Here is a 21,467-nt window from a genome sequence, read left to right as displayed (position 1 = left end):
ACTGTTCGCTTAAATGAATCAACTTTAAGTTTTTTTCACTCAGTTCATCGTTAAGTCCTATTGTACTCTTCGATTTATAACAGTAGAAATGCTTCTTTACTTCATTTCTTTTTGTGCCTGGGTGAAAATCCACACAAGTTGTTCTTGTGTTTCGTTGTTATTGAGTTATTCTTTGACATCATCTGTCGAAAGAGGCGCTATTTTAACATGCTTTGCTGTGTTGTCAATAGCTTTTTTTCAGTTTTTTTTACCGTTCGGCTTTGCTTTCAATAACTGCTTGTTTCTATTAGCTTTATTGGTTAGCCGCCGTTCAGTGAGTGCGTATTATACGCGCTTTTTTGGTGCGGTCAAGGGGGTTTTTCAAAAAATTTGCAAAAAGTTGGGTTTTTTGGTGGGTTACAGTTTATGAGGGTTGATTTGTTGAGTGGGTGCTATAATGTAGGGGTAGGTTTTTATTTTTTTATCTTTTAATTTTTTATATTTTTTCAAGCGTGAAAGCCAGACTTTTTTCTAGCCAAGATTTTGACTTATTGAAAGTTTAGCGCGCATTTTGTGAGGCGAGCTATGTCAGAGCCGGTCAATTATATTCCTGTGCATGAGATTGATGCAACGAAAAAACGGGTGCATCCGCGGTTTGTGTATGGGTTTTATCAAAAAATCCGTTTGGTGAGTATGTATGCGTTGTTGGCACTGTTTTTGGTGTTGCCATGGTTGCGCTATGATGGTCATCAGGCGATTTGGTTTGATTTTACCGGTCAGCGTATTATGATTTTTGGGCTGACGTTTTTGCCGCAAGATATGTTCTTTTTTGCTTTTTTCTTTATTATCGCGGCGTTTTTGCTGTTTTTTGTGACGGTGTATGCAGGGCGTGTGTGGTGCGGTTATGCGTGCCCACAGACGATCTGGACGCATATGTACCAGTTTACTGAGAAGTTGGTGATCGGTGAGCGCAATAAGCAGTTTAAGCTCGATAAAGAGCCGTGGACGGCGCAAAAGGTCATTAAACGCGGGATTGTGTATGTGATTTGGGCGTTGATGGCGTTGGTGACGGCGTTGACATTTACCAGTTATGCGGTGGGTACAGATTATTTGTATCACAGTTGGCAGTCGGTGGGCGGTATTCCCTTGCCTGCGTGGACGGCTTTGACGTGGGTGTCGGTGGGGATTTTTACGTTTGCGACGTTTGCCAATGCAGGTTATATGCGTGAGCATATGTGTACGCATATTTGCCCGTATGGTCGTTTTCAAAGTGTGATGTTTGATAAAGATACGTTGATTGTGTCTTATGATTATAAACGCGGTGAGCCACGCGGTGCACAGAAAAAAGGTAAGGAAAATCCGAACCTTGGCGATTGTGTGAATTGTACGATGTGCGTGCAGGTGTGTCCGACGGGGATTGATATTCGTGATGGTTTGCAGGTAGAGTGTATCCAATGTGCGGCGTGTGTAGATGCGTGTAATGAGATTATGGATAAGGTCGGCAAGCCGCGTGGGCTGATTCGTTATAGTACTGAGCGCCAGCTGGTTGAGGAAGAAAAAAGCCATATGCTGCGCCCACGTTTGTTTGCGTATTTGGCGCTGCTGACGTTGTTGGTTGGTGGGGCTTTATATGGCTTGAGCAGCCGTGTGCCGTTGCAGCTTGATATTCGCCGTGACCGTAATCAGTTGTCATCGGTGAATGCGCAAGGATTGGTGGAAAATACGTATATCATTAAAATTACCAATAAAACACAAAGTCCGCATGAGTATGCAATTCGGTTGGTGCCGCAAGATGGCTTGCAGTTAGATAGCCGCTTTAAGACCATTCCGCTTGACCCAAGCGAAAGCTATGACTTTCCGATCAGTGTTTTGGGTGATCCAAATGTCATCAAACAAGCCAACACGCCGATTGTACTTGAAGCAGTCAGCGTCGATGACGGCGGCAAGTATAAAGCGACGCACCAAAACGTATTCACTACAGATAAGTAATTATTTTTTAGGTTAAAAAAGTGAGTGTCATGCCAAAACCTGCTCCAGCGCCTCTGTCAAAAACACGTCAAACGCCAACGTCTAGCACGCGTGGCAAACCCATCTCAAAGCTGTGGTACAAAAACTACATGGTGTGGGTGTTTATCATTGCCTTACCGCTGTTGATGGTGACGCTGTGCGTGATATTGGTGGTGTATTCGGTGCGTGAGCAGGATTCGGTGGTGCGTGATGATTGGTATATGGATGGCAAAACGCTGTATGCCGACGTGTCCAAGGACAAACTGGCACATGATTTGGGATTAACGGGGCAGCTAAATTTGCACACGCCTGATGCCACGTTTGTGCTAAACGTACCTGCTGGTAGCACATTTGTGCAACCACAAACGCTGACGGTGCAAATCTCACACGCCACCCAAATCCAAAAAGACCGCGATTTTGTGGTAACCAAAGCAGCTGATGGCGCGTACCATGGCAAGGTGACATTGGACGACACGCAAGGCAAATACTATATCATCGTGCGTGAACCAAAAGATACGTGGCGTTTGCAAGCGCGGGCAGAGTTGCCGAGTCAAAAAATAGTGGAGTTTAAACCGCTAAAAGCGTTTGATGGGCAAACCAAACCCAGCTAGCCTTATCGCGCTTAAACTTGTTGTTGAATTAAAAAGCCGCCAAGCCTTCGATACTGGGCGGTTTTTTTATGCAAAATTTACTGCCTCAAATCGGTTAATAAACGTTTGACGGGAGCAAACGATCGTCGATGTTCGGGCAAAATGCCATATTCGGCTAAGGCAGCCAAATGCGCTGCGGTTGGATAGCCTTTGTGCTTGTCGATGTGATAAGCAGGATAACGCGCCGCCAATGCTAGCATATCATAATCGCGGCTAACCTTTGCCAAGACGCTTGCTGCACTGATGGCAGCGTGACGGCTATCGCCTTTGACCACCGCACGAGTTTTTAACTGGTCATTATCTAAACCTAAAAACGCTAAATCGGGTATACGGTTGCCATCAATGACCACCGTGAAATGCGCGTCGGGCTGTTTGGCGATAACGTTTTTGACCACCTCACCAATCGTTTGTTGCATGGCAAGCATGGTAGCCTGCAAGATATTGATATCATCAATCACTTGGGGTGGTATTTTGGCAATGGCAAATTGGTGGGCAGTTTGGCGAATGACAGGCACAAGCGTTTCGCGAGTTTTTTCGCTTAATTTTTTGGAATCGGTCAAGCGGCTAAGCGGATGATTGAGTATGATGGCAACGTCATCGGCTTGCCAAAGTGGTAAGGTGGTGCCATCAGATGATGCGCTTGGCGTGGCTAAGTTTAATATATTATTTGGCAAAATCACCGCCGCCGCAACGACGTCGCCGAGCAATGGTCCGCGCCCTACTTCATCCACACCAATGATGTAATGTGCTGTCAAAATCTCACCCCCTGTCTGCCCTTATTTTAGCGCATTTTAGCTTATACGGCTATTTAAGGGCTTAGTTGTAGCAAGTAAATGGCGGTTGGTGGATTTTTGGGTAGGTTTTATTTATACTTTGTGCTGTTGCGTTTTGTTTGATGGTTTGGGGCGTTTTGCCGGCATTGTATTGATTTTTCCCCGTTTTTCACTTGATCTAAGGACAATAATATGAATATTTTGGTTATCGGTAATGGCGGACGTGAGCATGCGTTGGCGTGGCAATGCGCCAAGGATGCACGTGTGGTGACGGTGTTTGTAGCAAACGGTAACGCAGGCACGGCTCTTGAGCCCAAGTTACAAAACGTTGCGGTGAATATCAAAGATCATGCCGCGGTGATTGAATTTTGCCGTAGCCATAACATCGCGTTGGTGGTGGTGGGGCCTGAAGCACCGTTGGTCGCAGGGATCGTTGATGACCTACGCGCGGCGGATATCGCGGTGTGGGGACCAACGGCACACTGTGCTCAGCTTGAGGGCTCAAAAGCATTTGCCAAGCAGTTTATGCAGCAGCACAATATCCCAACCGCGCGCTATCAGGCGTTTAGCGAGGTGGATGCAGCGGTGGCATACATCAAAGCCGAGGGCGCACCGATTGTCATCAAGGCTGATGGTTTGGCGGCAGGCAAAGGTGTGATTGTGGCACAAACCGAAGCCGAAGCCGTCGCCGCGGTTGAGGACATGCTTGCAGGCAATAAATTTGGCGACGCAGGCAGCCGTGTGGTGATTGAGCAATTTTTGGCAGGTGAAGAGGCCAGCTTTATTTGTATGATCGATGGGCAACATATCCTACCAATGGCGACCAGCCAAGACCACAAGCGCATTGGTGAGGGCGATACGGGTGCGAACACGGGTGGTATGGGTGCGTATTCGCCTGCCCCTGTCGTCACGCCTGCGGTGCATGACAAAGTCATAACACGGATCATTGAGCCTGTGGTCAAGGCAATGCAGGACAACGGCACGCCCTATACAGGCTTTTTGTATGCAGGGCTGATGATTGATGACAACGGCGACCCATTTGTGATTGAGTTTAACTGCCGTTTTGGTGACCCTGAAACCCAGCCTATTATGCTGCGTTTGCAAGCGTCATTGGTTGAGCTAATGCAAGCAGGCGTGGCAGGTAATTTGCCCAGCCAAACCAAATGGGATAGCCGCCCTGCCCTTGGCATTGTGCTGGCGGCGCAAGGCTATCCAGAGTCGGCAAAAACAGGCGATGCCATCACAGGTTTGCCTGATCTAAGCGCAGATCACAACGGGGTTAAAGTATTTCATGCAGGGACACGCTTTGAAAACCGTGACCTTGACACTGCAAGCATGGATAAAACCGAACTGGCAGCACAGACCATCGTCACCAACGGCGGGCGCGTGCTGTGCGTAACAGCATTGGGCGATGATTTGGCAGACGCGCAAACTAAAGCACTGGCAACCTGCGCAGCGATTAGTTTTGATGGTATGCAATACCGCCGTGATATCGGCTGGCGCGCATTGGCACGTAACGGCTAATCGCTTAACATGTTGATTTTAAAAAGCTTTATCGCATAAGTAATCGATTTATGCGATTTTTATTGGTGGTCATTTAACCATGCTAACCACCCTGTCACAACCGCGTTGGCAGGGTTGGTGTTGCTTTGTTCGCGCAGCTTGGCACAAGTTTTGGCAAGGGCACGTTGTTGGTCTTGATAAGCAGGGGCGGACAGATTTTTGTACACCGTGCGACTGATGCTATCAGCAGTGGCATCGTTTTGTAGCAATTCAGGCACGATTTGCTTACCTGCCAAAATATTAGGCAAGGCAACATACGGAATTTTTACCAGTTTTTTTGCCAGCCAAAAACTCAATGCCTTGAGCCGATATACCACCACCATCGGGCGCATAAGCAGCATCGCCTCAAACGTTGCTGTACCCGATGCCAGCAGCACCAAATCTGCCATTGCCATCACGCGTTGGCTAAAATCTGCCTGCGCTGCATCATGCGCCACCACCACACGTGCGCGCACGTCATCAGGCTGTTGTGCCAATTGTGTTTGTATTAAACTTTGGTGTTCGGCGCGTGCCACAGGAATGACAAAGCACAAGTTTTGATCAAGGATCAGCAAACGGCGCACACTGGCGAATAACGTTGGCAATAAGGCGCGGATTTCGCTATTCCGTGAACCTGGTAGCAGCGCAATCAGCGAACTGATATTGCCCGTTTGGGCAAAAAATTCGCGCAAGTCGTCATGCGCCCAAATCAGTGTCAAGCGTTGATCCAGTAGCGGCGTGGTGGTCAGCGCAGGGTCAAGCGTTTTGAGCAGCGGATGCCCGACACACACCGCAGGGTGCCCATGTTTGGCATACACGGGCAATTCAAACGGAAACAGGCACAATACCAAATGCGTGGCTTGTTCAATGGACTCAATGCGTCCTTCGCGCCATGCCCAAATCGATGGACTAACGTACTGCACACAATACACGCCTTTGGGCTTGAGTGATTTTGCCAAGCGCAAATTAAAATCGGGCGCGTCAATACCGATGAATATATCCAGTTTGGCATCAGCAAACGCGCGTAAAATCTGCGCTTTGGCGTTGAGCAAATCGGGCAGATGCTTGACAATTTCACTCAAGCCCATCACCGCCAGCCGCGACATATCAAGGATCGACTGCAAACCTGCCGCCTGCATTTGGCTGCCGCCCACACCGACCCACACAATATCATCACGTAAGTTATTCATCTGGCGCATAAAATCCGCCCCCAGCGCATCGCCCGACACCTCGCCTGCCACAATACCAATCACCAACGGGCGATATTGGGCGGTGATCGTGTGCGGAGTAGCAAATTCGGCGGTGATTTGGTCAGTCATGGTGCTTGGATTAAAGACAATACTGGCGGTTGAAGGGGTTGAAGGGGTTGAAGTTGTCATAACATTTGCGATGACACAAAACCTCACGGTAACGAATTTTGCCCATTTTGACAAGCGCGGTTTGTCGGCAATTTGTTGCCTGTTGGCTAAATTTGCGCCAAATACGGGCAAAAAATTGCCAAAAAAAGGTTATTACCTTGCCAATTAATTTTCATTAAAATTTTGCCGACTTTTGGCAGTTTGGCGCGTCAGGTGAGGTGACAGCGTGCCTGTTTTGGTTTATATTGACAGTTTAACTCAATAAATGACAGCCGTGAGAGCCATGACAACGTTTGCCAACACTGATATCGCCGATGTAGATAACGTGAACTTAGCCGCGATTTTGCCTTTAATCACACCCGCTGAACTCAAAACCCAGCTGCCCATGACCCCTGCCGCGCTCGAAACCGTCAAAACAGGTCGTGAGACCATCAAACGCATTTTGGACGGACAAGACAAACGCTTGTTAATGGTGATTGGCCCCTGTTCAATTCACGATATCCAAGCCGCGCATGAATACGCTGACAAGCTTGCCGTACTGGCAGAGGAACTCAAAGACACGATTTTTATCGTTATGCGCGTGTATTTTGAAAAACCGCGTACCACCGTTGGTTGGAAAGGACTGATCAACGACCCCGACATGAATGACAGCTTTGACATCAACAAAGGCCTGTATACCGCGCGTAAATTGCTGCTGGACTTAAACGAAAAAGGCTTGCCCTGCGCCACTGAAGCCCTCGACCCCAACACGCCACAATACATACAAGACTTAATCAGCTGGTCAGCGATTGGCGCGCGCACCACCGAGAGCCAGACGCACCGTGAAATGTCCTCGGGGCTCTCATCGCCCGTTGGTTTTAAAAACGGCACAGACGGCAGCATGACGGTTGCGGTCAATGCCATGCAGGCGGTCAAATCGGGGCATAGCTTTTTGGGCTTATCGGCTGATGGGCAGGTGTCGATCATCCAATCTAAAGGCAACCCTTACGCCCATGTGGTGCTACGCGGTGGCAACGGCAAGCCAAACTATGACGCATCAGCAGTGGCACAAGCCGAAAATGAGCTGGCAAAAGGCAACGTGTCGGGCAAAATCATGATTGATTCAAGCCACGCCAACTCCAACAAAGACCCGTACTTGCAGCCGATGGTCATTCAAAATATCGCTGAGCAAATCCAACACGGCAACCGCTCGATCATCGGGATGATGGTTGAAAGCCACCTCAAAGGCGGTCGGCAGAATTTGACCGCCGACTTGTCCAAACTTGAATACGGCAAGTCCATCACCGATGGCTGCCTAGATTGGGAATCAAGCGTCAAGGCATTGCGTGAGCTGCGCGACGCGGTCAAAGATATTTTGCCCAACCGTCAATTAAATGACTGATGAATAAAATTGTGCATGATCAAAAGCCCGACAAATCATGTTGGGCTTTTTTATGGCGTGCTTTGACTGGATTTTAATCGTACAGATTTTAAACCATCAGTAATGCGGTGGCTTATCTGCCAACAAATCAAACGGTGCGATGGTATTGGCCGTGGCTTGGCTGTCGATTTTTTGGTAAAGCAGTTGCAGTTGGCGCTGCTGATCGGCAAGCTCGCGGCTTTGCTCAGCAACGCGCAGGTTCAGTGCCTCAACCGTATCCTCTAAAAACACAATTTGGCTTTGCAGGTCAATGATGGCTTGCTGCATACTTGCCAGTAAATCGGTGGGCATGGCTAGGTCGGCGTTTGTATCGGCGGTGTTTGATTTCATGGCTTGATCAAGACTTCGTAACGATAAAAATCGGTATTGTAGCCGATTTACTCAGCGTTGATGTTGTTTTGTCGGTTTTTTTAGCCCGTGCTTGCCTGCTTTTTTCTTGCCTTTTTTGTTACAATGGCGCGTTAATGATTGATCAATGATGAGACAAAAACATGGCATTATTGCATTTGCGCGACGTGCATTTGGCGTTTGGTATCGCGCCTGTGTTGGACGGGGTGGATTTTAACCTTGAGGCAGGCGAACGCGTGTGTTTGATTGGGCGCAATGGCGAGGGCAAATCAACGCTGCTTAACGTCATTGCAGGGCAGCTAAAGCCCGATCGTGGCGAATGCCAGATGGCGCAAGGCTTGCACGTGGCAAAACTGGCGCAGGATATCCCCGAAACAGGCGGCAAGGTCGCCGATATCGTGCTGGCAGGCGCAGGTGAAGTTGGTGACTGGTTGAGAGAGTACGAACGGCTCAGCACTGCATGCGCAACAGGTGATATGGCAGCGTGTACGCAGATGGCGACACTACAACAACGACTGGACGATGCCGACGGTTGGGCGTTGCCGCGTGAGGTACAGACCTTGCTGTCCACCATGCAGCTTGACGGTGAGGCGGATATCAGCGCGTTGTCGGGTGGACGCAAACGCCGTGTGCTACTGGCGCAAGCACTGATGGCAAAGCCCGATATCTTGCTGCTTGATGAGCCGACCAACCATTTGGATGTAGACAGCATCGAGTGGCTTGAGCAGTTTTTGCTCAGCGCACAGGGTTTGACGTTGGTGTTTATTTCGCATGACCGCAGCTTTATCGACAAAGTCGCCACACGCATTGTTGAGCTTGACCGTGGTATTTTGCGCAGCTATGACATTAAGCAAGCGGGTCTATCACACAACCAACAAGGCTACGCGCGCTATCAAGCGCTCAAAGAACAAGAACTGCAAGCTGAAGACAAGGCGCGTGCCAATTTTGACAAAAAACTTGCTGAAGAAGAGGTCTGGATTCGGCAGGGCATCAAGGCACGGCGCACACGCAACGAAGGACGCGTGCGCGCACTGAAGGCATTGCGTGAGCAACGCAAAGCACGGCGCGAACAAGTTGGGCAGGTCAATCTGACCATGCACGATGTTGAAGCCAGTGGGCGGTTGGTGTGCAACGTCAAGCACTTAACCTTGCGCTATGGCGACACCACACTGGTGCATGACTTTAACACGACCATTTTACGCGGTGACCGCATTGGCATCATCGGGCAAAATGGCGTTGGCAAATCCACGCTCATTCATGCAATTTTGGGCTTACCGCAGCCTGATATCGAAAAAACAGGCAGCGTCAAACTCGGCACCAATTTACAAATCGCATTTTTTGATCAGTTGCGCGATCAGCTTGACCTTGAAGCCAGTGTGGTGCAAAACGTTGCCGAAGGCTCGGACTATGTCGAAGTGGGCGGCAAAAAGAAACACATCATCGGCTATTTGCAAGATTTTTTGTTTGCGCCTGAGCGTGCGCGTACCCCTGTCAAAGCTTTATCAGGTGGTGAGCGTAACCGCGTGCTGTTGGCAAAGCAATTACTTAAGCCTGCCAACGTACTGGTATTGGACGAACCGACCAACGATTTGGACATGGCAACGCTTGAGCTGCTAGAAGAAGCGGTGGCAAATTTTAACGGCACGATTTTGCTGATTAGCCATGACCGCGCGTTTATGGACAACGTCGTCACCTCAACGTGGGTATTTGGCAAAGACGCACAAGGACGCGGTGTAGTCAATGAATACGTCGGCGGCTACCAAGACTATTTGCAGCAAAAAGCGCGGATTGACGCCGAAACCGCCAAGACCGCCTCCAAGCCCAGCGAAAAAACCGCCAAGCCCACCCCTAACCCAGCAGCAGCAAACAACAGCCAATCGCCCACAGGCAAGAAAAAACTGAGCTACAAAGAACAACGCGAGCTTGACCACTTACCCGATGAAATTGCCGCGCTTGAAGTTGAACAAGCCGACTTACAAGAAAAATTGGCAGATGGTAGTTGGTTTAGCCGTGATTTGGCAGGCGCGACACAAGCCTCAGAGCGTTTGGCGCAAATTGATGCGCTACTATTACAAAAGCTTGAGCGTTGGACGACATTGGAAAGTAGTTTGTAACCATGAACCCAAGCGCAGCCCAAAAAAAACCGTATCTTATTGGATGCGGTTTTTTTGATGAAGTGTTGGGTACTTTTAGGCTTTTAATTTAGGTTTTTGGCAAGGTCACACCCGTTTGCCCTTGGTATTTGCCGCCGCGATCCTTGTAAGACGTTTCACACACATCATCGGCATCGCTTTGCAAAAACAACATCTGCGCCACGCCTTCGCCTGCATAAATTCGCGCAGGCAAATTGGTCGTGTTGCTAAATTCTAGCGTGACATGCCCTTCCCATTCAGGCTCAAGCGGCGTGACATTGACGATAATACCGCAGCGCGCATAGGTCGATTTACCCAAACAAATCGTCAGCACATCGCGCGGAATGCGAAAATACTCCACCGTACGCGCCAAAGCAAATGAATTGGGCGGAATGATGCACTCATCGCCAACGATATCAATAAAGCTGCGCTCATCAAAGTTTTTAGGATCAACAATCGCCGAATGCACGTTGGTAAAAACTTTAAACTCACGCGCACAGCGCACATCGTAGCCATAACTTGAGGTGCCAAAACTGACCAATTTTTGCCCCTCGGCATTGTAGCGCACCTGCTCGGCTTCAAACGGTTCAATCATACCGTGCTCAGTTGCCATACGCCGAATCCAGCGGTCGGATTTGATTGACATGTCATTTCCTTGTGTGGTTTTAAAAACTGTGTAGTTTTAAAAACTGTGTGGTTTTAAAAACTGTGTGGTTTTAAAAATTCAACGCGACCTAACATATGGTTTGGTACAACGTCACGCGGTTAAACTGACGCGCCTCATCCATATCGGGTAAAGTCGTGGTTTGCTCGATTGTCGCCACGCGCTGATAACGCGGATGGGCAAGGTTTTTAAGCCGACTATCTGCCAACCAAACCGTATTAGCAAAAGCCAGCACATTGTCCAACCATGCCACGTTTGCTGTGTCATACAGCACATCCGCCATGCACAGTACATCGACTTTATCCATACCTAAAGTTGGCAAAGCGTATAGATCATCTAGTGGTGTGATGGTTTCACCATTGAGCGCGGCATTGGCTTGACACGCCAGCAAGCTAACAGGGTCAATGTCGCAACAAATCACTTCACGCGCGCCTGCCCGTTTGGCGGCAATGCCCACGATGCCCGAACCTGCCCCAAAATCCAGCACAACCTTGCCTGCCACCGTGTGCGGCGCAGACAAAATATGGCGCGCCAATACCTGCCCCGATGCCCACGCAAACACCCAATACGGACAATGCGCCCACAAGCGTTCGATGGCAGTGGGGGTCAAGTCTTGATGGCAAAAATTGTCATCAATCAGCCACAAGCCAAACGGTCGGTCAGTTGCCAGCAATGGCACGGCAGTGGCGCGTAAATCCGCCGACGGCAGCACCGCATGTAGGGCTGCCAGTAGCTCGGCAGGCACAGACACTGTATCTACCAAAATACTAAGTGACTAAATCTTAAATAGCTAAATGATCGGTTTTAAACGTTTTTGGCAGCAGCTTTTTCTGCCGCTTCTAGCGTTTGACGAATCAAGGTATTAATCGTCATCGGACCTACGCCACCTGGCACAGGCGTAAACGCGCTGGCGATATCATCCATATCACGCAACTCGATGTCACCCACACCGCCGTTTTCGGTGGGATGAAAACCTGCATCAACCACCACCGCGCCGTGTTTGATCCAATCTTTTTTAATCAACTCAGGCTTGCCAACCGCGCCCACAATGATATCAGCCTGCTTGACGATTTGTGGCAAATTTTGGGTTTTAGAATGGCAAATCGTCACCGTACAATCGGCATTTAACAACATCATCGCCATTGGTTTGCCCAAAATCGCGCTGCGCCCGACCACAACCGCGTGCTTGCCTGCCAGTTCAATGCCGTATTGCTCAAGCAAATACATGATGCCTTGCGGCGTACATGCGCCATATGCAGGCTCGCCCATTGCCATCTTACCAAAGCCCAAACAAGTCACACCATCGACATCTTTTTCGATGGCAATCGCGTCAAAACACGCGCGCTCATCAATTTGGCTTGGTACAGGGTGCTGCAGCAAAATGCCATGTACATCGGGATTGATGTTAAGCTCGGCGATTTTTGCCAATAACTGCTCGGTGGTGGTGTCAGCAGGTAGGGTGACTTTTAGCGAATCCATGCCAACGCGCCGACAGGCATTGCCTTTCATCTTGACATAGGTTGCTGAGGCTGGGTCATCACCCACCAAAATGGTTGCCAAAATCGGTGTGCGCCCCGTTTGTTCCTTGAGTGCTGTGACGCGCTCAGCAAGCGCAAGTTCAATTTGTTTGGCGTAGGCTTTGCCGTCTAAACGGGTGGCAGGCATGGCGATTCCTTGGTATTAAAAAACTGATAAAAAAACAGCAAACGGTTGAATAAAAGACGTGAGAAAAATTGTAAAATTTGCCGTATTGTAGCCGATTTTTGCGACGATGAAAACGTATCAATCACAGCGGTTGTAAGCATGCAATTCATGCTACTTAGGCTATTTTTAGACTATTTTACCACCTATTAAACAATAAACATCAGATAATGCCAAAAAATCCTTGCACTTTTAAAAATTTTTGCTATGATAGCAATCCTTAATTCAAACGCCCTATCGCGGCTATTTGAATTACTATGATGGCTGGGTGGCAGAGTGGTTATGCAGCGGATTGCAAATCCGTGGACGCCGGTTCGATTCCGACCTCAGCCTCCATCTTTTTTAGGTTAAACCCTAACACCTCTCACCGCCCGGATGGTGAAATTGGTAGACACAAGGGATTTAAAATCCCTCGCTCTTTAGAGCGTGCCGGTTCAAGTCCGGCTCTGGGCACCATCTTGTTTGATTGCTTCAACCGTGGTTTTGCATTATTGTGCTTGCCTAACGGCTGGCTTTGTCTCATAATATTCATCAAATTTATTTTGCTTTGGTCGTTTTATCTCATTTTGCCAGCCAATGCTTTGCCGCGAGGCGTTTTATTGTTAGGTTAAAATTGCTTGATAGCCTGCCAAGGATGGGGGTTTTGTAAAAATCATGACGCGATACCACAATATTTTATCCCAAAAAACCGCCAAATTTGCCGCTATTGCTATCGTTGGGACGTCGTTGGCTTGGGTATGACGCGCACTGCCAATGCCCAGCCCACCACACCGCAAACGGTGGCACGTGTCGATTTAGACCGCTATATGGGCACATGGTATGAAATTACGCGTCTGCCGATGTTTTTTCAACGCCATTGCGCCAGTGATGTCACCGCCAATTATAGCCAACAACCAAACGGTGCTATCAAGGTGGACAACCAATGTAAGCAAAAAGACGGCAAAGTCATCCAAAGCATTGGTCAGGCAACCCAAAACGGTGAGAGCACCAGTCGGCTTAAAGTAACGTTTTTGCCACAAGGCTTACGCTGGCTACCCTTTGGTAAGGCGGATTATTGGGTGTTGGCACTGGATGACAACTACCAACACGCCTTGGTCGGTACGCCAAACCACAAGTATCTGTGGGTGCTATCTCGCACGCCAACGATGGATGAAAACACTTATCATCAGTTCGTAACCATTGCTCAGCAGCAACGGTATGATGTCAGCAAGCTGCAAAAAACGCCACACCATCTTGCCACATTGTAGTTAGCAGGTATGGTTTAGGTCAAATGCGGTAGAAACCTAGCCGCCCCTACAGTGGCACAACGCGCACAACCTCCTCAAAGCTGGTCACGCCTTCAGCGATCTTGCGCGCGCCTGCCAGTCGTAGCGGTTGCAAACCGTCTTGGTACGCCTTTTGCGTCAATGCATTAAGACTGGCACCCTCACTAATCAAACGCTTGGTGTCTTGGTTGAGTACCATAATTTCATACAAACCAATACGCCCCAAATAGCCTGTATCGCGGCAATGCTCGCAGCCTGTTGCGTGGGCGATGTGACTGGGTACAGGGGCTTTCCATGGGTGCACCAGTGTGTGCCATATTTGTACCTCGCCGTCACTAATCGGCCGTTGGGTTTTGCAATGCGGGCACAAGGTACGCACCAACCGCTGCGCCATCACGCCCAAAATCGTCGCCGCGGTCAAAAACGGCGCAACACCCAGATCATGCAAACGGGTCAATGAACTCGGCGCGTCATTGGTATGCAGCGTTGAGAGCACCAAATGCCCCGTCAAGGACGCTTGCACTGCCATGTCTGCCGTCTCAGTGTCGCGAATCTCACCGACCATGATGATGTCAGGATCTTGACGCATCAATGCGCGAATGCCATCGGCAAACGTCAAGTCAATGTTGCTTTGTACTTGCATTTGGTTAAATGCTGGCTCAACCATCTCAATCGGGTCTTCAATGGTGCAGACATTGACTTCAGGCGTGGCAAGCTGCTTGAGCGTGCTATAAAGTGTCGTGGTCTTGCCCGAACCCGTCGGTCCTGTCACCAAAATAATGCCGTTGGGCGCGCGCGTCATCTCATGCCATTTTTGCAAGTCACGCCCTGTCAAGCCTAACTGCTCAAACGTGCGCACCAAAACATCGGGGTCAAACACGCGCATGACCAGTTTTTCACCAAATGCCGTCGGTAGTGTGGATAAGCGCAGCTCGGTTTCTTGCCCTTTTGGCGTGCGCGTCTTGAGCCGTCCGTCTTGCGGCTTGCGTTTTTCAGCAACATTGAGCCTACCCAGAATTTTAATCCGCGCCACCACCGCCGTCATAATACCCACAGGCATTTCATAGACGGTGTGTAGTACGCCATCAATACGAAAGCGCACCTTACCTGTATCACGCCGCGGCTCAAGGTGAATATCGCTAGCGCGTTGGTCAAAAGCGTATTGCAGCAGCCAATCGACCACACGCACGATGTGTTGATCGTTGGCATCGGGATTTTCGATATTATCAAGGTTGCCAAGCTGTAGTAATGCCTCAACGTTGGTAATATCGGCTTCGGCACGGCGTTGTTGGCTGTGCGCGCCTGCGATTGCCTTGCTGACTTGGTAAAATTCTTGCCGATAGCGGTTGATTTGGGCAGGGCTTAACAGCACCGTATGCACCGTACGTGGTGCGACCACCTGTGCGATGTTGGCTTGCCAATCGTGGTACAGTGGCTGATCGGTGCCGATGGTCACTTGCGTGTCATCAACCGCCACCGCCAAAATGTGCTGCGATTTGGCATATTCAAACGACATTACCGCTGTGACGGCAGGCACATCGACTTTCAAAGGATCGATGCGCACATACGCCACGTTTGCCTTAGCGGATAGCCAATGATTCAGCCAGTCTAAGGTCAGCACTGTTGGCGGATTGCCAACGGTTTGATTGGCGGTTTTTTTATCAGTTAAATTAAAGCCTGCAATAATTTGTAGCGGATGCAGCTGCGGTCGCTGACTGGTCAGCACCAAGTTATAATCGCGCTGGTCAATATGCCCGTCTCTGAGCAGCGCGTCCAAGCACCAACGGGTATCAACGAGTAAAGAAAAATTCAGATTTGGCATGACACGTTTATCGGGAGATCATCGGCTGGGTAAAATCATCTGGCTAAAACGGCATTTTAGCCAAATTTTTTGCCTGCGGCTATTGTATAATCTTTGCTCAATACACTTTTGGATAGCTGCCCATGTATTTTTTGCTCTCGCCTGCCAAAAACTTGGACGAAACGTGCACCTTACCACCTGTGGTGGAATCGTACTTACAATATGCACCGCTCGCCGACCACCAGCCCATGCTAATGCCACAAGCCTGTGCGCTGATGGCATTGCTCAAACCGCTGGACCCTGTCGATTTGATGGCTTTGCTGGGCATTTCGCACAAACTTGCGGCAACCAATGCCGAACGCAATCAACGTTGGGCATGGGATGATGACCGCCCGTTTACCCTTGACCATGCCAAACCTGCGTTGTATCTGTTTGCAGGTGATGTGTATCAAGGATTGGACGCTAACAGCCTATCGCTTGCTGCGGTTGAATATTTGCAGCAGCATTTGGGGATTTTATCGGGGTTATACGGTGTGCTCAAGCCGTTGGATTTTATCATGCCATATCGGCTTGAGATGGGCAGCAAACTTGCAAATGCGCGCGGCAATAACTTGTATGAGTTTTGGGGCGACCAAATTGGCGATACGCTTGCCAAGCGCATGGCACAAAACGGCGATACAGTGCTGATCAATTTAGCGTCGAATGAATACTTTAAGGCGGTAAAAAGTGCAAGTTTGAGCCAAACTGTGATCACGCCACGTTTTGAGGATGGTAAAAACGGTACTTACAAGGTAATCAGTTTTTATGCCAAACACGCGCGTGGCTTGATGATGCGCTATGCCGCCTGCCACCAACTTAAAAATCCTGAAGAGTTGCAAAATTTTGACCTAGACGGTTATTATTTTGTGCCAGAAGCGTCCAGTAAGACGCAATTTGTGTTTAGACGGGAGCATGATTGATGTCGCCAAATACTTCACCCAATACCAATGAAATCCAAGCTATGCAGCAGCGACTGGATGAAATCCAAGCCCTGTATCGTGAATGGTTGGCATTGCAGCCAAAACTTGAACAGGCGCGAACACACTGGCAACACAGCGTCGCCATTATGCAAAAATTGGAAACATTTTATACCAACGGTGAATACGGTCAGCTCAATGACGCGGTGGATGCAGGTGCAGACCTGGATTTGACGACACAGGGCGAGTACAGCGTATTGTCAGAAGACGCGCTATGGGACGCGCTGGGCGAGCAAGACCAACAACTATGGGCATTGCTGCGTTTTGCCGTCAAACACCTAGATCGTTTTTCTGATAACGATAAAAACTAACCAAGTTTTATCGATAAAAAACCCTGCCAAACATCCGTTTGACAGGGTTTTGCACGTTATAACGGGCTATCTACAATAGCTAGCGTCGGCTTACATCATACCGCCCATGCCACCCATTCCGCCCATACCAGCCATGGCAGCGGCAGCAGCGCCGTCGTCTTTGGCAGGTAGGTCAGTGATCATAGCTTCAGTCGTTAGCATCAAGCCTGCTACTGAAGCTGCGTGTTCTAGTGCCGAACGGGTAACTTTGGCTGGGTCAAGAATACCCATTTCTAGCATATCGCCATATTCACCTGTTGCCGCGTTGTAGCCATAGTTGCCTTCACCCGATTTAACTTGGTTGATGACCACTGAGGCTTCATCGCCTGCGTTGGTAACGATTTGACGCAATGGTGCTTCCATCGCACGGCGCAAGATGTTGATACCTGCGACTTGGTCATCGTTGTCGCCTTTGATATCGTCCAAGGCTGACAAGGCGCGCACCAATGCCACGCCACCGCCTGCAACCACACCTTCTTCAACCGCTGCACGGGTTGCGTGTAGTGCGTCATCGACACGGTCTTTTTTCTCTTTCATTTCGGTTTCGGTAGCAGCACCAACTTTAATCACTGCAACACCACCTGCAAGTTTGGCGATACGCTCTTGCAATTTTTCTTTGTCGTAGTCTGAGGTTGATTCTTCTACTTGACGGCGCAAAGAAGTCACGCGGTCATCAATGGTAGATTTTTCACCTGCGCCATCCACAATCACGGTGTTTTCTTTACCTACAGTGACTTTTTTGGCAGTACCCAATACTGACAAATCAACGGTTTCAAGGGTCATACCAAGCTCTTCAGACACCACAGTCGCGCCAGTCAAAATCGCGATATCTTGCAACATGGCTTTACGACGATCACCAAAACCTGGGGCTTTAACCGCACAGACTTTCAAGCCACCGCGCATGTTGTTTACCACCAATGTTGCCAACGCTTCGTTTTCTACGTCTTCGGCGATGATAAGCAGCGGACGGCTTTGTTTCATCACGTTTTCTAGCAGTGGAATCAACTCACGGATGTTGCTGATTTTTTTGTCTACCAACAAGATCAATGGGCTGTCCAGCTCAGCGGTCAAGGTGTCTGGTTTGTTGGCAAAGTATGGGCTGATATAGCCACGGTCAAACTGCATACCTTCGACGACTTCTAAGGTATCTTCAAAGCCTGAACCTTCTTCTACGGTGATCACGCCTTCTTTACCGACTTTTTCCATCGCTTGGGCGATTAGATCGCCGATGGTTTGGTCAGAGTTGGCAGAGATTGATCCTACTTGGGCAATCGCTTTGCTGTCGTTGGCAGGGGTTGAGATTTCATGGATTTTATCAACAACCGCACGTACGCCTTTGTCGATACCGCGTTTTAAATCCATTGGATTCATGCCTGCGGCAACTGATTTTAGACCTTCTTGCAAAATCGCTTGTGCCAATACGGTTGCTGTGGTGGTACCGTCACCAGCAACGTCATTGGTTTTGCTCGCTACTTCGCGCACTAGCTGCGCGCCCATGTTTTCAAACTTGTCTTCAAGTTCGATTTCTTTAGCGACGCTTACACCGTCTTTGGTAATGGTTGGTGCGCCAAATGATTTGTCAATTACCACGTTGCGACCTTTTGGTCCTAAGGTAACTTTGACGGCGTTTGCCAAGACGTTTACGCCTTCGATCATTTTGCTGCGTGCGTCATTGCTAAATTTGACATCTTTTGCCATGTGTATTCTCCAATTTGTTTAAATGGTTCATAAGTTTGCGAATGGGTTATAAATTTGGTTATCTGCGCGTTTTTCAACCGCTTATCAGCGCATTTTTGTGCAACAAACCGCCAACTTATTTGGTGACCACACCCAATACGTCGCTTTCGCGCATGATCAGTAGCTCTTCGCCATCAACTTTGACGGTTGAGCCTGCATATTGACCAAATAATACAGTGTCACCAACCTTGACGTCTAAGGGGCGCACGTCGCCGTTGTCACGGATTTGTCCATTACCCACAGCCAGCACTTCGCCTTGTGAGGGTTTTTCTTGGGCATTGTTTGCCAATAGCAAGCCGCCTGCGGTTTTTTGCTCTTCTTCACTACGGCGCACGACAATACGGTCATGTAAAGGACGAATGTTCATGTTCAACTCCAGCAAATTGTTGTGAAAAACACGCCGCCATCGATCTTAGGTGATCTTAGGTGGACGACGCAAAAGGTTTGATTGCACCCACGATTGTTATTATGCGGTGGTCAATCAAATTACTTGACACAATGGGGATGAGACAAAATTTGTTCAAGCTTTGGTAGCAATTTTTTAGCATTTTGTTAAAGGGTTTAAAAATCAAGTAATTATGTCACAAATCTGCTAAAAATATAATGATTTGTAATTTTGTCGCATTTTAACTTGTAAAATTTGGCGATCACGCCCATCATAGTTGTCATATTTAGTTACAATTTAGCCAGCAGGTAACATCATGTTGAATCTTAAAACGGGTAATTTGACAACGCAGCATTGGCAACGTGCTGCCCTACTGGCGGTAAGTTTGGGTATTGTCGGTGTGGCGCAAGCCGATGTTGCACCATTTACCGCCGTCTATCAATTTAACATTGAAAACAAATACAACGGCATGGCAACGCGCACCTTGAGCAAAAACGGCAACCAGTACAACTACAACGTACGCGCCAATGTGGGCAAGCTAGCATCAGCGCGCCAAGCTGCAACGTTTGGTAACGTAGGCGGCGTGGTACAGCCATTGACCAGTAGCACGCAATACAAGGTTTTGGGTGTGGGTAATACCACCGATTTACGCTTTAACCCTACTACCAAGCAAGTTACCAGTACCCACAAAGGCAAAACCCAAACGCTGCCATTAAAGCAAGCAGCATATGATGATTTAAGCCTTGAGGTGCAAATTCGTGAGGATTTGAAAAACAACCGTTTTCGCGGCAATTATGCCATGGTTGGGCGTAACAAAGTCGAAGCGGTGCCGTTTACCATGTCTGCGCCAACGCGCTTAAGCGTGCCTGCAGGCACATTTGATGTCGTGCGCATTGACCGCATCCATGATGACAAAGACCGCCAAACCAGCTTTTGGCTTGCGCCTGCGCTAGATTACTTGCCAGTCAAAGTGGTGCAGACCAATGACGGACGGCGCATGGAGATGAATTTGGTTAAGCTAAATTAAGCCATTTAATCGAACAAGCAGGCAACGCGTTTGTGGTTTGACGTTTGACCAAACAGTTGATGAAACATGAAACGGCAAAAAGGCTAACGCTCCTAGCGGCTTTAGCCTTTTTTATGTTTTATACAAAAAAAACTAAGCATGCATTTTTGGCAATTTTTTTAGCAGCATAAATAGCCAATAGTTGATCAAACCCAGCAAAACAAAATCCACCAACCACACCGCCAGTAGCGTCCATACTTGTGTCAAGCCATATTGTAGCGCGACCATGCCGCTGCCACCCCAATAAATCAGCAATAACATACCAATCATCGTCAAGGCATACGGCTGTCTGCCCCTCATTACCCACGGGCTTGCCAGCAAGGCAGGCAGCAACCACAGCCCTTGCCACACGATCCCACCGAATACCGATGGTTTGGTGGTCAGTAAATACGCCGTCAAAATCGGCACACCCAACCACCGCCAACCCAGCCACAACCACCACCCACCGCGCAGCCGTGTGCGCAGGCTATTTGCCGCCTGTGCTAGCTGCTCGGCAGATTGTTTCATCTTTGCCATGTCAGTGACCAATCGGTGTATTGAGCAATGCGCGCGCGGTATTTGCTAAGCGTTTGCCTTGGGCGATGGCAAGGGCGATTTCATCAGCGGTCAAGGGGTTTTGGTGCTGCGCGCCGCTCACGTGGGTTGCACCGTAGGGCGTACCGCCTTGTTGGGTGCGGTTGAGCGCAGGCTCGCTGTATGGCAACCCAAGCACCAACATGCCATGATGCCATAGTGGTGTCATCATACTAATGAGCGTGGTTTCTTGTCCACCATGCATCGAGCCGCTGGTGGTAAACACACAGGCAGGTTTGTTTTGCAAATCGCCTGCCAACCACAGCGTGACACTGTTGTCCCAAAAGTATTTCATCGGTGCAGCCATGTTGCCAAAATGCGTTGGGCTACCCAATGCCAAGCCCACACAGTCACGCAAATCATCTTGTGTGGCATATAGGTCGCCATCATCAGGAATCACGGGCGCGACGGCCTCACAGGTAGTACTGACAGGCGCGACGGTACGAATACGCGCACGAACCCCCACGTCAGCATCCTCAATGCCTTGCGCGATGTAGTACGCCAGTTGTTTGGTTGAGCCGTTGGCACTGTAATATAGCACCAAAAGATAAGGCTGATTGGTTGGTGCTGCTTGATTTGCGTGTTCAGCTTGCATGGTGGTTACCTGTTTTAGTTTTAAGCGCTTAAAACATAACACTTGTAAAGTTTGAGCAATTTTTTTGCGGGTTTTAGGTGGTTGAGATTTGGCGATGAAAGCAGC

Annotated in this window: 20 protein-coding genes and 2 tRNA genes; 11 read left to right on the top strand and 11 right to left on the bottom strand. The window is 49.0% G+C overall.

Annotated features, from left to right (window positions below; genetic code table 11):
- Window positions 1-564 precede the first annotated feature (564 nt).
- The gene (gene ccoG / locus MA2_RS06075) at window positions 565-1,968 is read left to right on the top strand and encodes a cytochrome c oxidase accessory protein CcoG (protein ID WP_067057944.1); all 1,404 of its coding nucleotides are present in this window, start codon (window positions 565-567) and stop codon (window positions 1,966-1,968) included.
- A gap of 29 nt (window positions 1,969-1,997) precedes the next feature.
- Complete coding sequence (locus tag MA2_RS06070) at window positions 1,998-2,597, top strand: FixH family protein (protein ID WP_079352087.1); 600 nt, start codon at window positions 1,998-2,000, stop codon at window positions 2,595-2,597.
- Between the two features lie 77 nt (window positions 2,598-2,674).
- Here the strand turns inward: MA2_RS06070 and rnhB are convergent, their stop codons facing one another.
- Window positions 2,675-3,391: a ribonuclease HII gene (gene rnhB / locus MA2_RS06065; RefSeq protein ID WP_067057942.1), complete on the bottom strand. Its 717-nt coding sequence runs from the start codon at window positions 3,389-3,391 to the stop codon at window positions 2,675-2,677.
- 210 nt (window positions 3,392-3,601) lie between these two features.
- On the opposite strand from rnhB, the gene purD reads away from it, so the two are divergent.
- A complete protein-coding gene (purD, locus tag MA2_RS06060; protein ID WP_067057940.1) occupies window positions 3,602-4,933 on the top strand; it encodes a phosphoribosylamine--glycine ligase in 1,332 nt (443 codons plus the stop codon).
- Between the two features lie 59 nt (window positions 4,934-4,992).
- Here the strand turns inward: purD and lpxB are convergent, their stop codons facing one another.
- Complete coding sequence (gene lpxB, locus MA2_RS06055; RefSeq protein WP_245945305.1) at window positions 4,993-6,330, bottom strand: lipid-A-disaccharide synthase; 1,338 nt, start codon at window positions 6,328-6,330, stop codon at window positions 4,993-4,995.
- Between the two features lie 262 nt (window positions 6,331-6,592).
- On the opposite strand from lpxB, the gene MA2_RS06045 reads away from it, so the two are divergent.
- The gene (locus MA2_RS06045) at window positions 6,593-7,690 is read left to right on the top strand and encodes a 3-deoxy-7-phosphoheptulonate synthase (RefSeq protein ID WP_079352086.1); all 1,098 of its coding nucleotides are present in this window, start codon (window positions 6,593-6,595) and stop codon (window positions 7,688-7,690) included.
- Between the two features lie 96 nt (window positions 7,691-7,786).
- Here the strand turns inward: MA2_RS06045 and MA2_RS06040 are convergent, their stop codons facing one another.
- Window positions 7,787-8,020, bottom strand: a complete 234-nt coding sequence (locus MA2_RS06040) for a SlyX family protein (RefSeq protein ID WP_067057976.1) — start codon at window positions 8,018-8,020, stop codon at window positions 7,787-7,789.
- A gap of 200 nt (window positions 8,021-8,220) precedes the next feature.
- Here MA2_RS06040 and MA2_RS06035 point away from each other — a divergent pair, with 200 nt between their 5' ends.
- The gene (locus tag MA2_RS06035) at window positions 8,221-10,191 is read left to right on the top strand and encodes an ATP-binding cassette domain-containing protein (RefSeq protein WP_067057933.1); all 1,971 of its coding nucleotides are present in this window, start codon (window positions 8,221-8,223) and stop codon (window positions 10,189-10,191) included.
- 88 nt (window positions 10,192-10,279) lie between these two features.
- Here MA2_RS06035 and dcd read toward each other — a convergent pair whose 3' ends face one another.
- The 3 genes from dcd to folD form a co-directional block, all read right to left on the bottom strand.
- Window positions 10,280-10,855 (bottom strand): dCTP deaminase, encoded by a 576-nt coding sequence (gene dcd / locus MA2_RS06030; protein WP_067057931.1) that lies wholly within the window; start codon window positions 10,853-10,855, stop codon window positions 10,280-10,282.
- An 88-nt stretch (window positions 10,856-10,943) separates the two neighbouring features.
- Window positions 10,944-11,624, bottom strand: coding sequence for a class I SAM-dependent methyltransferase (locus MA2_RS06025; protein WP_245945304.1), 681 nt, complete (start codon window positions 11,622-11,624; stop codon window positions 10,944-10,946).
- Between the two features lie 53 nt (window positions 11,625-11,677).
- Entirely contained in the window at window positions 11,678-12,538 is an 861-nt protein-coding gene (folD, locus tag MA2_RS06020; protein ID WP_067057926.1) for a bifunctional methylenetetrahydrofolate dehydrogenase/methenyltetrahydrofolate cyclohydrolase FolD, read from the bottom strand.
- Window positions 12,539-12,836: 298 nt separating this feature from the next.
- Here folD and MA2_RS06015 point away from each other — a divergent pair.
- The 3 genes from MA2_RS06015 to MA2_RS06005 all read left to right on the top strand — a co-directional run bounded on the left by MA2_RS06015 (window position 12,837) and on the right by MA2_RS06005 (window position 13,821).
- Window positions 12,837-12,910, top strand: a tRNA-Cys gene (locus MA2_RS06015).
- Between the two features lie 33 nt (window positions 12,911-12,943).
- A tRNA-Leu gene (locus MA2_RS06010) sits at window positions 12,944-13,030 on the top strand.
- 281 nt (window positions 13,031-13,311) lie between these two features.
- On the top strand, window positions 13,312-13,821 hold the full coding sequence (locus MA2_RS06005) for a lipocalin family protein (RefSeq protein ID WP_306303891.1): 510 nt from the start codon (window positions 13,312-13,314) through the stop codon (window positions 13,819-13,821).
- Window positions 13,822-13,867: 46 nt separating this feature from the next.
- Here the strand turns inward: MA2_RS06005 and tfpB are convergent, their stop codons facing one another.
- Window positions 13,868-15,652: a type IV pilus assembly ATPase TfpB gene (gene tfpB, locus MA2_RS06000; RefSeq protein WP_373279758.1), complete on the bottom strand. Its 1,785-nt coding sequence runs from the start codon at window positions 15,650-15,652 to the stop codon at window positions 13,868-13,870.
- Window positions 15,653-15,783: 131 nt separating this feature from the next.
- Here tfpB and yaaA point away from each other — a divergent pair, with 131 nt between their 5' ends.
- Both yaaA and MA2_RS05990 read left to right on the top strand, forming a co-directional pair.
- Entirely contained in the window at window positions 15,784-16,599 is an 816-nt protein-coding gene (gene yaaA, locus MA2_RS05995) for a peroxide stress protein YaaA (protein WP_067057923.1), read from the top strand.
- The gene (locus MA2_RS05990) at window positions 16,599-16,967 is read left to right on the top strand and encodes a DUF4298 domain-containing protein (protein WP_211269853.1); all 369 of its coding nucleotides are present in this window, start codon (window positions 16,599-16,601) and stop codon (window positions 16,965-16,967) included. The genes yaaA and MA2_RS05990 overlap by 1 nt, the downstream gene beginning before the upstream one ends.
- A gap of 90 nt (window positions 16,968-17,057) precedes the next feature.
- Here MA2_RS05990 and groL read toward each other — a convergent pair whose 3' ends face one another.
- Window positions 17,058-18,704 (bottom strand): chaperonin GroEL, encoded by a 1,647-nt coding sequence (groL, locus tag MA2_RS05985; RefSeq protein WP_067057921.1) that lies wholly within the window; start codon window positions 18,702-18,704, stop codon window positions 17,058-17,060.
- A gap of 115 nt (window positions 18,705-18,819) precedes the next feature.
- Entirely contained in the window at window positions 18,820-19,110 is a 291-nt protein-coding gene (groES, locus tag MA2_RS05980) for a co-chaperone GroES (protein WP_067057919.1), read from the bottom strand.
- Between the two features lie 334 nt (window positions 19,111-19,444).
- Between groES and MA2_RS05975 the strand changes: the two genes are divergently transcribed.
- The gene (locus MA2_RS05975; protein ID WP_079352085.1) at window positions 19,445-20,155 is read left to right on the top strand and encodes a DUF3108 domain-containing protein; all 711 of its coding nucleotides are present in this window, start codon (window positions 19,445-19,447) and stop codon (window positions 20,153-20,155) included.
- A 132-nt stretch (window positions 20,156-20,287) separates the two neighbouring features.
- Here the strand turns inward: MA2_RS05975 and MA2_RS05970 are convergent, their stop codons facing one another.
- Window positions 20,288-20,710: a hypothetical protein gene (locus tag MA2_RS05970; protein WP_067057917.1), complete on the bottom strand. Its 423-nt coding sequence runs from the start codon at window positions 20,708-20,710 to the stop codon at window positions 20,288-20,290.
- 1 nt (window position 20,711) lies between these two features.
- On the bottom strand, window positions 20,712-21,362 hold the full coding sequence (wrbA, locus tag MA2_RS05965) for an NAD(P)H:quinone oxidoreductase (protein ID WP_067057915.1): 651 nt from the start codon (window positions 21,360-21,362) through the stop codon (window positions 20,712-20,714).
- Window positions 21,363-21,467: the final 105 nt, after the last annotated feature.

Origin of the sequence: Moraxella atlantae NBRC 14588, assembly GCF_001591265.1 — a bacterium.
GTDB lineage: Bacteria > Pseudomonadota > Gammaproteobacteria > Pseudomonadales > Moraxellaceae > Faucicola > Faucicola atlantae.
This window is presented reverse-complemented; position numbering and strand designations above follow the sequence as displayed.

Excerpts from the sequence above, each read along its gene's own strand:
- purD (WP_067057940.1), top strand. The coding sequence starts at position 3,602 with ATGAATATTTTGGTTATCGGTAATGGCGGACGTGAGCATGCGTTGGCG.
- MA2_RS05990 (WP_211269853.1), top strand. The coding sequence starts at position 16,599 with ATGTCGCCAAATACTTCACCCAATACCAATGAAATCCAAGCTATGCAG.
- folD (WP_067057926.1), bottom strand. The coding sequence starts at position 12,538 with ATGCCTGCCACCCGTTTAGACGGCAAAGCCTACGCCAAACAAATTGAA.
- dcd (WP_067057931.1), bottom strand. The coding sequence starts at position 10,855 with ATGTCAATCAAATCCGACCGCTGGATTCGGCGTATGGCAACTGAGCAC.
- ccoG (WP_067057944.1), top strand. The coding sequence starts at position 565 with ATGTCAGAGCCGGTCAATTATATTCCTGTGCATGAGATTGATGCAACG.
- MA2_RS06040 (WP_067057976.1), bottom strand. The coding sequence starts at position 8,020 with ATGCCCACCGATTTACTGGCAAGTATGCAGCAAGCCATCATTGACCTG.
- MA2_RS06045 (WP_079352086.1), top strand. The coding sequence starts at position 6,593 with ATGACAACGTTTGCCAACACTGATATCGCCGATGTAGATAACGTGAAC.
- MA2_RS06070 (WP_079352087.1), top strand. The coding sequence starts at position 1,998 with ATGCCAAAACCTGCTCCAGCGCCTCTGTCAAAAACACGTCAAACGCCA.
- groL (WP_067057921.1), bottom strand. The coding sequence starts at position 18,704 with ATGGCAAAAGATGTCAAATTTAGCAATGACGCACGCAGCAAAATGATC.
- MA2_RS05970 (WP_067057917.1), bottom strand. The coding sequence starts at position 20,710 with ATGGCAAAGATGAAACAATCTGCCGAGCAGCTAGCACAGGCGGCAAAT.
- yaaA (WP_067057923.1), top strand. The coding sequence starts at position 15,784 with ATGTATTTTTTGCTCTCGCCTGCCAAAAACTTGGACGAAACGTGCACC.
- lpxB (WP_245945305.1), bottom strand. The coding sequence starts at position 6,330 with ATGACAACTTCAACCCCTTCAACCCCTTCAACCGCCAGTATTGTCTTT.
- MA2_RS05975 (WP_079352085.1), top strand. The coding sequence starts at position 19,445 with ATGTTGAATCTTAAAACGGGTAATTTGACAACGCAGCATTGGCAACGT.
- wrbA (WP_067057915.1), bottom strand. The coding sequence starts at position 21,362 with ATGCAAGCTGAACACGCAAATCAAGCAGCACCAACCAATCAGCCTTAT.
- MA2_RS06035 (WP_067057933.1), top strand. The coding sequence starts at position 8,221 with ATGGCATTATTGCATTTGCGCGACGTGCATTTGGCGTTTGGTATCGCG.
- groES (WP_067057919.1), bottom strand. The coding sequence starts at position 19,110 with ATGAACATTCGTCCTTTACATGACCGTATTGTCGTGCGCCGTAGTGAA.
- MA2_RS06005 (WP_306303891.1), top strand. The coding sequence starts at position 13,312 with ATGACGCGCACTGCCAATGCCCAGCCCACCACACCGCAAACGGTGGCA.